This window comes from Acidisoma sp. (genome assembly GCF_035492295.1).
Lineage (GTDB): Bacteria > Pseudomonadota > Alphaproteobacteria > Acetobacterales > Acetobacteraceae > Acidisoma.
On record NZ_DATJJK010000180.1, the window covers coordinates 22,094 to 31,058 of the forward strand.

The 8,965-nt window shown below is 61.6% G+C and carries 8 protein-coding genes and 1 tRNA gene; 4 read left to right on the forward strand and 5 right to left on the reverse strand.

Translation table 11 applies throughout. The features are described from left to right. Positions 1-68: 68 nt before the first annotated feature. The 3 genes from VL752_RS13295 to VL752_RS13305 form a co-directional block, all read right to left on the reverse strand. Positions 69-1,436, reverse strand: coding sequence for a transglutaminase-like domain-containing protein (locus VL752_RS13295; RefSeq protein ID WP_325355997.1), 1,368 nt, complete (start codon positions 1,434-1,436; stop codon positions 69-71). A 59-nt stretch (positions 1,437-1,495) separates the two neighbouring features. Beyond that, the gene (locus VL752_RS13300; RefSeq protein ID WP_325355999.1) at positions 1,496-2,311 is read right to left on the reverse strand and encodes an SGNH/GDSL hydrolase family protein; all 816 of its coding nucleotides are present in this window, start codon (positions 2,309-2,311) and stop codon (positions 1,496-1,498) included. A gap of 124 nt (positions 2,312-2,435) precedes the next feature. After that, positions 2,436-3,929 (reverse strand): UbiA family prenyltransferase, encoded by a 1,494-nt coding sequence (locus tag VL752_RS13305; RefSeq protein WP_325356001.1) that lies wholly within the window; start codon positions 3,927-3,929, stop codon positions 2,436-2,438. A gap of 50 nt (positions 3,930-3,979) precedes the next feature. Between VL752_RS13305 and VL752_RS13310 the strand changes: the two genes are divergently transcribed. The 3 genes from VL752_RS13310 to VL752_RS13315 all read left to right on the forward strand — a co-directional run bounded on the left by VL752_RS13310 (position 3,980) and on the right by VL752_RS13315 (position 6,132). Then, positions 3,980-4,300 (forward strand): hypothetical protein, encoded by a 321-nt coding sequence (locus tag VL752_RS13310; RefSeq protein ID WP_325356003.1) that lies wholly within the window; start codon positions 3,980-3,982, stop codon positions 4,298-4,300. Positions 4,301-4,493: 193 nt separating this feature from the next. Beyond that, positions 4,494-4,574 carry a pyrroloquinoline quinone precursor peptide PqqA gene (pqqA, locus tag VL752_RS22275; protein WP_408863124.1) on the forward strand — a complete coding sequence of 27 codons (81 nt, stop codon included), beginning with the start codon at positions 4,494-4,496 and terminating at the stop codon, positions 4,572-4,574. Between the two features lie 139 nt (positions 4,575-4,713). Continuing rightward, on the forward strand, positions 4,714-6,132 hold the full coding sequence (locus tag VL752_RS13315; protein ID WP_325356005.1) for a glycosyltransferase family 87 protein: 1,419 nt from the start codon (positions 4,714-4,716) through the stop codon (positions 6,130-6,132). Between the two features lie 19 nt (positions 6,133-6,151). Here the strand turns inward: VL752_RS13315 and VL752_RS13320 are convergent, their stop codons facing one another. Continuing rightward, positions 6,152-6,925, reverse strand: coding sequence for an alpha/beta hydrolase (locus VL752_RS13320; RefSeq protein ID WP_325356007.1), 774 nt, complete (start codon positions 6,923-6,925; stop codon positions 6,152-6,154). 332 nt (positions 6,926-7,257) lie between these two features. Between VL752_RS13320 and VL752_RS13325 the strand changes: the two genes are divergently transcribed. Next, the gene (locus tag VL752_RS13325) at positions 7,258-8,601 is read left to right on the forward strand and encodes a glycosyltransferase family 87 protein (RefSeq protein ID WP_325356009.1); all 1,344 of its coding nucleotides are present in this window, start codon (positions 7,258-7,260) and stop codon (positions 8,599-8,601) included. A 256-nt stretch (positions 8,602-8,857) separates the two neighbouring features. On the opposite strand, the gene VL752_RS13330 is transcribed toward VL752_RS13325, so the two are convergent. Further along, a tRNA-Lys gene (locus tag VL752_RS13330) sits at positions 8,858-8,933 on the reverse strand. Positions 8,934-8,965: the final 32 nt, after the last annotated feature.

Genomic DNA, 8,965 nt, shown 5'->3' on the forward strand with positions numbered 1-8,965 from the left:
TCCGGTGAAAGGTCCGAGCCGGAGGGAGGTGTGCTGGTCGACATACCTCTTCATCGGCGCAATTATACTTAAAATAGCCGCGTTTCTTCATAATCAATTTGACTGGGCAAGGGAGCATCCCTTTGCATAGGCGCTCGCCGGTCGTCTGCCCGGGCGGAGGCCTCGTCGAGGCTCTCCACCTCCGCGTGATCCCGGTAGATCAAGGCTCCGTCTTCAGCATTCGTATAGGTGATGTCGACGCCGCCAGCGGCCGCGACCTGCACCATCTGCCACGCCTTCGGAAAGTGCACGCTCATGGGGCCGGTGAAGACGAGCGGAAAGCATTGCACGACAAGGCGATAGTCGATCTGCCCAGCGAACATCTCTGCCCAGCCGCGATCCCGGCCACCGCGCGAGAGATCCCAGCAGATGACGTCGAACGGGCGCCAGCCAGCATCGTCCAGCCAGACCTCGCACCAATAGTGGCTGATCGGCTGTACGCGATAGAGCAAATGCCCACTCACGATGCGGGCCGGAATGCCGCGCGCCCGGCAGAGGGACGCGAGCAGTGCCGCACCGAGCTGACAGTCATACCAGCCGTTGTCGAGCACCCAGTCACCCGGCCTGTCTTGGGGGACATCATGATACCGGATCATGCCCGAGCATAGTGTGCCCATCATATGGTCCCAGAAGGCCCCGACGGTTTGCCTTGCTGAGCCGGTGTTGCCGCTCAGCTCTGCCGCGAGGGCCGCAATGCGCGGCGTCACCCGAATCAGGCCTTCGGATTCACGGAGATAAAGCTCCCGCTCATGTTCCGCGAGCAAAGCGGATCCGCCGGTCGGATCGGTCGCCGTGATCAGAAAATCCGCCCCGATCGTGATCGTCCGGTCGTGCGGAACCCTGGCACGCAGTTCCAGGCATTGTTCGCGAAGGACGGCCTGCTGCGCAAGCGCCTCCGGAAGAATCGGGGTGACGGCGACATCACGATGATAGGTTCCGGCAAACGGAAGCGGGGCGCGAAGCCGAACGTTTGCGCCCTCGGCGAAACCGTGAAGATCGAAGCTGCGTCGTAGTTTGATGCGAAATCGGCGGGGCGGCATGGCGCTTGATTGCAACCCGCCGTCCGGGCCCGGGCCAAACTCCTGCACGAAGCCGCGATGCGTACCCACGAAGTGGGTTTCCCAATAAGGGTCGGCGCCGGTGAGCCCAGCCCATTTCATGAAGTTGATGACTTCGACGGGATCGAACAGGCGCCGGCCATCGGTGTCGGACTGGAAGCCGAGCCCTTGGCCAATCCAACCGTCGAGCGCCGCGGACGCCGCCGCACGGGCCGCTGCCCCTTGCCCGGCCTCGACCTCGTATGCCCAACTGACCAGCAGAAGGAGCTCGATGATGTCTGATTCAGCGATCGTGCGGTAACGAGCGTCAGGCTTCGGTTGGAATTCACGCCGTCGCAATCGGCTCTCCCTTCTTCACGCGCCTGACCTCGACCTTTGGCTCGTCTGACTGCGCTTGGTCACGCAAGAGCATAATCCGGGGTATGCGCGAACTCGAACACCCCGAGATCCTCCATCACGCGCAACACTTCCTCCGCGATGAGCCGATAGGCTTCGGGCGCCAGATGCATCGCATCGACCTTGAGCCGATCGGCGCCGGCGCGCGCAAGAATCTCGTCGACGTCAATGATCGAGATTCCCGTGGTCTCCGAGAGATCGGCCAGCGCCAGATTGAACCTCCGGATGCGTGTCGCAAAGGTTTCCCCAAGCCCCTGAAGCGTGTGGACGATCGGCCCGGGCACGATTGGCGACAGGTTATAGACCAGGATCGGCGCATCGCTCCGGCTGCGAATGCGGTCAACGATGCGCTCAAGATTTGCCAGGGACGATGTGACGTCCATGAGCGGCGAGGACTCGAAGTCCGTCTTCAGCCAATTGCGGTCCTCCGCATTCCATCCCGCCGTTTCACCCGGATAGAAGAGAAATCCGGAACGTCGGTGCTTCAACAGACATGTCGCGGCATCCGGCATGATCGAGAGAACGAAGACGTCGGCGTCCGTATTGAAGAGTGCCGTGCTGAACTGGCTCGCGAGCGGGTAGGAGCCGAGCGACAAGGAGCGCTCCGCCAATTCGGGCGGCACCACGCCATCGGCCTGAAGCAAGGCATCTGATCGCGTCCAGGTTTCGTGTTTCAGCCGGGCCAGAGTGCCGGGATGGCTGCGGCGCACGACTTCATTGATGCCGTTCCAGCGCAATTCGCCGGCAATGACGCAGGAATGCAGCGAATCATGAAGATCCACATTACCTTTGGCAAAGATCGTCAGCCGCTTCTTCATGCGTCGCAGTTCCGCAGTAGGGGTTTCACACATTCAGTCATCAGTGATCTTGGCTGGTCAAAAGGCAAAGCGCGCGTGGTGGCCGATATACCGGCGCACCGAAGCGAAGTGCCACGAGACGCCGTCAGCTGTATGGGATCAATCCCCGTGGCAGCAGCACTGCCGCGCAGAAGGCGATCGCGATCACGGAGGCAACGCCCCAGGAGACACGATCCGTCGCGGCGAAGATCAGGGGATCGTCATGCACCTCGCCACGGTCGGTCATCAACCATACCCGGCATTCCCAATACACGACTGCAGCGGGCAGGACCCACAGGAGGAACGGCTCGTTGTATTGTCCCGCTACCTTGTCGCTCTGAAGATAGAGTGCCAGAACCAGGGTAGCGATGAACCCGGAGGCGAGACCCATGGCCTTCAAGGTCAGTCCGTCGGTCGCCCTGTAGCCGCGCCGCGCCAGATCGCCGCCACCTTTGGCCGCCTGCGCCTGAACCTCTGTCACGCGTTTGACCAGCGCCAGGCTGAGGAAGAAGAAGCATGAAAAGGCCAAGAGCCAAGACGATGCGATGTGATCGTGCTGCGAACTTGCCGCAACGCCACCAATGATGATGCGGATCGTATACAATCCGGCAAGAAGAAAGACATCGACGAGCATCTTCCGCTTCAGCCAGAAGGTATAGAGGGTGGAGGCGGCAAGATAAGTCAGCACCAGCCACAGAACGTCGGCGAAATGTGCGAGTGTCAGCCCCAGCAGCAGGAGCAAGGCTGAAGCCGTAAGTCCGGTCGTCGGTGACAGGCGCCCGGAGGCGAAAGGCCGTTTGCGCTTCCGATGATGCCGGCGGTCGGCGTCGATGTCGGCCGCGTCATTCACCAGATAAACGCTCGAAGCCGTCGCGCTGAGCGCGAAGAAGGCGATCGCGGCGCCTTGCCAGGCGGCGATGTCCAGCCAGCCCTGGCCCACGAGCATCGGAACGAAGACCAGGAAGTTCTTTGCCCACTGCATGGGGCGTACAGCTTTCAGCAAAGCGCGGAGGGTATTGCGCGCAGCCGGGAAGATGCGCTCCACCGTGCTCCGGCCGGCGACCGACTTCTGCAGCCCGGGCGGCGCGTTGACCAGCACCACGGCCTGGGCACGGTTCCACACAGCCACATCCGCCGTATGATTTCCGGCATAGACGAAGCCATCGGGAAAAAGTTCGGCCAGCAATGCGGCCTTGCGTTTGGACTTCAGGTTCACCTGTCCGTCGGAGGCGAGCACGCCGTCAAACAAACCCAGGTGAGCCGCTACGGCATCGGCTTCCATCTGGTCCGCGGCAGTGGCCAGCACGATTGTGCGGCCGGATGCACGCTCCTCGGCAAGCCAGGCTACAATGCGTTCGTCATAGGGCAGGAGGTCCGGGCTGCATGGCGCCAGTCGCGCCAGATTGGCCTTGGCGACAGCGATTCCAGCCAGAAGCCACCGTGCCAGCACAAGCACGTTGAATGGCCCCGACATGATGAACCTCAGCGCACTTTCCACGAACAAGTCGGCGTGAATCAGTGTGCCGTCGAGGTCAACGGCCAGCGGCATCGCGGTCTGAGGCTTTTGCCTTACGACCCTCTCTTTGACAATAACCGTCATCGGACATCGAACTCCTGAGGCAGAGGCGACTGAAATAAGCCGGGCCGCGCATGCGTCACGGCGTTCGATCCAAAGGCACGGAAGGCGGCGATGGCCGGCTGCCCGATCTCGATCCAGATATCGTCAGCACAGACACGCGGGTGAGCGCGATCGACACATCCTGCAGAGGCATGACGCCTGCCGCTCAACGCTTGGCACAAGATGTCAATGTTCGGGGTTTCGGTGATAGTAGTTCGATGGGAGTACAACGCCGCGAATTCGGCCAGAAAACGGAGAGCTTGGCGGTCTTCTTCGCGGAACGTTCCTCCAGCGATAGTGCCAAGAAAGGCCGCAAACTGATGCAAAGTCAGGCTTGGGGCCGCTCCGGGTGATCAGCGAAGCCCGTGCCGGGGCCGAGGGAAAAAGGCTGGGTATATCGGCGCTGGCGCCGTCATCCTTTGGGAGATGATCCATTCAGGCAGTCTTGTTCGAGGCAGTCTCCTGTGCTCCTGCTTGGTCAAGACTGCATGTCTGTGACAACCGTGTGTGCCAAGTGCGTGGGTCGAACTGCCAAAGGGGTGCGCCGTGATCTGGAAAAAGCCGATAATCGTCGAGATTGCTTTGGGCGGAGAGATCAACAGCTACGCCGTCGCGAGCCGGATATAGGCCCGGATGAAGCCCGGAAGCCTGACGATGCCTTGTTGTCTAGCCGTGCTGCTCCTTCCGACTCTCCGTCTGTGGCACTGTCTTTCCTCTGCGAGAGGCATCTGCTCGAATTCGGCGCGCCAGCGGGGTGTCAATCGCGATGGGACCTTCGCTGGTGCATGATCTCGTTTTTGCAGGACAATCGCTCGCCACAGCCATTGGCGTGATGACGATCTTCTGGGTGTTCCGGTCCCAAGGCAGGCCCGGCACCCGTGCCGTGGCCCGCGTGCTCCCCATTTGGGGCTCCACGTTGCTCGCGCTCCTCTCGCTCGGCGTGATTGCCTTCGAACTGGTGAGCCTCAAGCTCAGCAGTCCCCCCCAGGCATTCTGGGACTTCCTGAGGGCCTATTACCCGGCCGGTCAGGCTGCGCTCCACCACGATACGGCCGCCCTGAAGGCGCTGATTGGCGAGGGGGTCAGCGGCGGCTTCGTGAATATCCCGGTGGTCGCCTATCTCTTTGCGCCCTTCGCCTGGTTGTCTCCCAGAATCGCCGCCGTGCTGTTTACGATCATCGGCGTCGGCCTCACGGTCGCCGCCTGGTTCCTGCTGGTCCGGCTGGCCAGGCTCGAACGCCGGGAGACGTGGCTGCTGGCGTTGCTGTTCCTGGCCAATGGGCCGCTTCTGAGCGGCGTCAAATGGGCCAATATCAGCTATTTTCTCGTCTTTTTCCTGGCCGCGGGTCTGGCCCTCATCCGTTCGAAGCGCTCCTTCGCGGCAGGCCTGTTGCTCGGCGTCGCCGCCGTGCTGAAGCCTGCGCTGGTACTCTTCGGCATCTTCTTCCTGCTGCGACGCGACCTGCGTGGCGTGTTCGGCTTTGCACTGGTGGGCGTGGCAACGATCGCCTGCTCGCTCGTCCTGTTCGGTTGGGGGAACAACCTATACTGGCTGCAGACGTCCATTCTGCAATACAGCCACAATTGGCTGCCGGTATCTGGCAATCAGTCGATTCCCGCATTTCTTGTCCGCCTGCAAGCGCCGCCCTCGATCCTGCTGGATTTTTCGGCGAAAACGCCGGGAGTGGGGGACAAGCTGGCCTCTCAGATCATCAACATGCTGATCTTTCTGATCGCCGCCGTCGCCTGCTACAGGCCCCTCGCACGGGCGAGGGCGGGAGACGCAGGGGACCAAGCCAGTGCCGCCGAACGGTGCGATCTTCAATACCTGCTCACGATCTGCCTCTGCCTCGTGGGCAGCCCGCTGTCCTGGGCCCATTATTACGCTTGGCTGCTCATCCCGACAGCGTTCTTCCTTGGCGCGCGGTCCTCGAGTCTTGCGTCGACGCCGGCGCGCGTCTTGGGATGGACGGCAATCGCCCTGGTCACGCCGCTCGTCCTCTGGCCGCAGCCGGCCGGTGATTCGTCCCTCGCGGTGCTCTACGCATCCTTCGTCGTCTCCCACCATCTGTTCGGCGGGCTGCTCTGGTTCGGCCTGATCGCCTGGTGCCTGGCCCGCAGCGGCGGGCTTCTGAGAGAGGTAGATCGGGATCCTGCAGGTCGCACGGCGCCCTCCATCGGTTGAGTGGTCTCAGGCCCCGTCACTAGGGTTGTGACGGGACAACGCCCTGGGCTGCGAGAAAGCGCAGGATGACGTTGATGACACCCGGTGGGCGGCCCGGCGTTATGGCGAGGGCGTTCTGCGTGTCGCTGTGGCCAAGCGTGGGAAAGTGCACAACCTCGGCCAGGCTGCCCTTTGCGCGCACTTTGGCCGCCACCGCATCGCTATCACGGGGATCGGCCGCATCGTCCCGGTCGCCGATGATCAGCAGCAGGGGTGGGGAGCCGCCGTCGATATGGTGGATCGGATCCGCATAACCGGTTTTGGGGCCGAAAATCGCACGTTCTTGCGCCGAATCAAGCGGTGACAGCGTATAGGGGCCGGAGAGGCCGATGACGGCCCTGATGTCATGGGGACTCATGCCGACGCCAGCAAGCCATTGCGGTTCGACCGCCAAGCTGAGCACGCTATTGGCACCGGCGGAATGGCCCATCAGCACGATCTTTGATGGGTCACCGCCGAAGCTCGCTGCATGGCTTTGCGCCCAGTGCACAGCATCAGCGTTGTCTTGCAAAAACATCGGCCAGCGTGCCTCGGGGTACAGCCGGTAGTCGGGGATGACGGCCATGAAGCCGAGCCGTGCCAGAGCCGCGCCGACCCAGGCAAACTCGGCCTTCGATCCTGCCGCCCAGTTGCCGCCATAGACGAAGACCACCACGGGGCGTGGTTTCCCCGGCGCGCGGGAGACATAGACGTCCAGGCTGTGACGATCACCCGTTGCGTAGGGAAGATTCCGGGTAACCACGAGGTCTGTCATAGGCTGGGCAGCCCGGTTCCGGTCGGCGTCGCTTTGCCCATGTGGGCATGCGGCCAGGAAGACTCCACACAACATCCATCGGATCGTTTGCGTGATCACCCGGTTACCTCCAATCCGCGCCTGTTGCCGCTTGAGCATAACCCCGCAAGTTCGGCACGGCTATGCCCCCTCGGGGTGAGATAGTCCGGCACCCGCGCAGGCTGCGCGGACAAGGCGGAAATCCCGGGCTGCACTCGGCCAATTGGCTGTTGTCTCTATCCTTAGTAACTACGTCGCGGATATGGGTTTCGCCAACTTGGAGTTCTTCATTATAGCTGGTGCCGATTGTAAGATTGAACCTCAAGATCGAAGATCGGCTGGTGCGCATGACGAACAGGATATCGCGGCTCAACCTCATCCGCTGGCTGATCATTGCGCTGATCGCTATTCCCGTTGGTTTCATCTATTGGCGCCATTCCGACCCGCGAGGGGCGTCAACCTATTTTGATTTTGAAAAGGGATATTACGCGGCGGCGAAAGCCTTGCTTCAGGGTGGCGCATCGGCCCTGAAGCCCCACTTCAGCGATATGAGTTTTGTGAATGTTCCGATCGTTGCCTGGGTTCTGGCACCGATCGGCCATCTCAATCAGCAGTCTGCCGACATTGCCTTCGGCGCACTCAATGTCGTCTGCACGCTGCTCGCCATTTTTCTGCTGACACGTCAAGCGACGGTGAGGGTTGCGACCGGTCTTTGTTTCATGTTCATGCTCAACGGCCCTATCTGGAATGCCCTGAAGCTTGGGAACAGTACGCAGATCGTGCTTCTCTGCCTTGTCGCGGCCTTGGCGCTGTGGCGGCGCCAGAACGGCTTTCTCGTCGGCCTTCTGATCGGCATTGCCGCCGTCATCAAGCCCATGCTGATTTTGTTCGGTCTTTATTTCGCTTTGAAAAGACAATGGACGGTGGTGCTGGGGGGAGCGACCGTCATTCTGGCAGCACTCCTCGGTTCCGTCGCGATCGCGGGTGTCGATACGACAGTCTACTGGTATCAGCATATCGTGGCAGATTACGCGGGCAAGCCGATGCCAGCCTATAACGTGCAGTCCATAGAGGCGTTTATCCTGCGTCTCTCACAAGGGCCCGAGACGATCACCACATGGCATCCCTTTGTCCTGCCGTTCTGGGGCGGAATAGCCAGGGATGTCGTATTTCTTGCCCTGTTCGGCCTGGTCGGCTGCGCTCTCTGGATTGGCAGCAGCCGGGCGTCACCGCCGTCAAGCCGTGAACCGTCGCCGCAGGACTATCTGGAGTTCAGCATCGTCCTTGCCTTTTGCATCGTCACGAGCACGGTCTCATGGACCCACTACTACCTGCTCTTGTTGATCCCCTATGCCTTATATTTCACCGGCCGGCTGCCGCTCAAAGACGATCGGCTGACCAGGACGCTGATCTGGACGAGCCTCATCTTCTGTTCCCTGCCGGTCAATCGGTATGGGTTCGGGTCCAAGGGACTGGAGACGCTTTTTCACAAGAGCCTCGCGTCCATCTGGCTGATTGGGGGGCTTCTGTTGTTCTGGGCGCTCATCCGCGGTGCCCTCTTTTCCCGTGGAGCCGCCATCATCCAGCTGCCGGGATCGGCGAGACTGGAACGTCTGGCGGCGAATTTCCGGCGGCAACCGTTCAGGCAGCCAGAGTAGTTCGGAAGGCCAGCCGATACCTGGGGTCGCGCGCGGTGGCTTAGCTGCCTTGGCACCGGGATCGTTGAATTGAGCAAGGGTTTCTGTGGCCGGGCGCCTTGGGCGTCAGACGGGGCTCTTCGCTCAAACGCCCCCTTGGGGCAAGCGAAGGGCAGGGGATCGCCGCGCGGGCGTCTGTCGTCGCTAGGGCGGTGGCTGGAAGGACGGAGGTTCGTTGCACTCGCAACGGGAAACCACGTAAATCATTGAGAAGACGTGGTGGGCGCACAAGGACTCGAACCTTGGACCCGCTGATTAAGAGTCAGCTGCTCTACCAACTGAGCTATGCGCCCTCCGTGGGAGGGGCATATAGCGGGCCTTACCC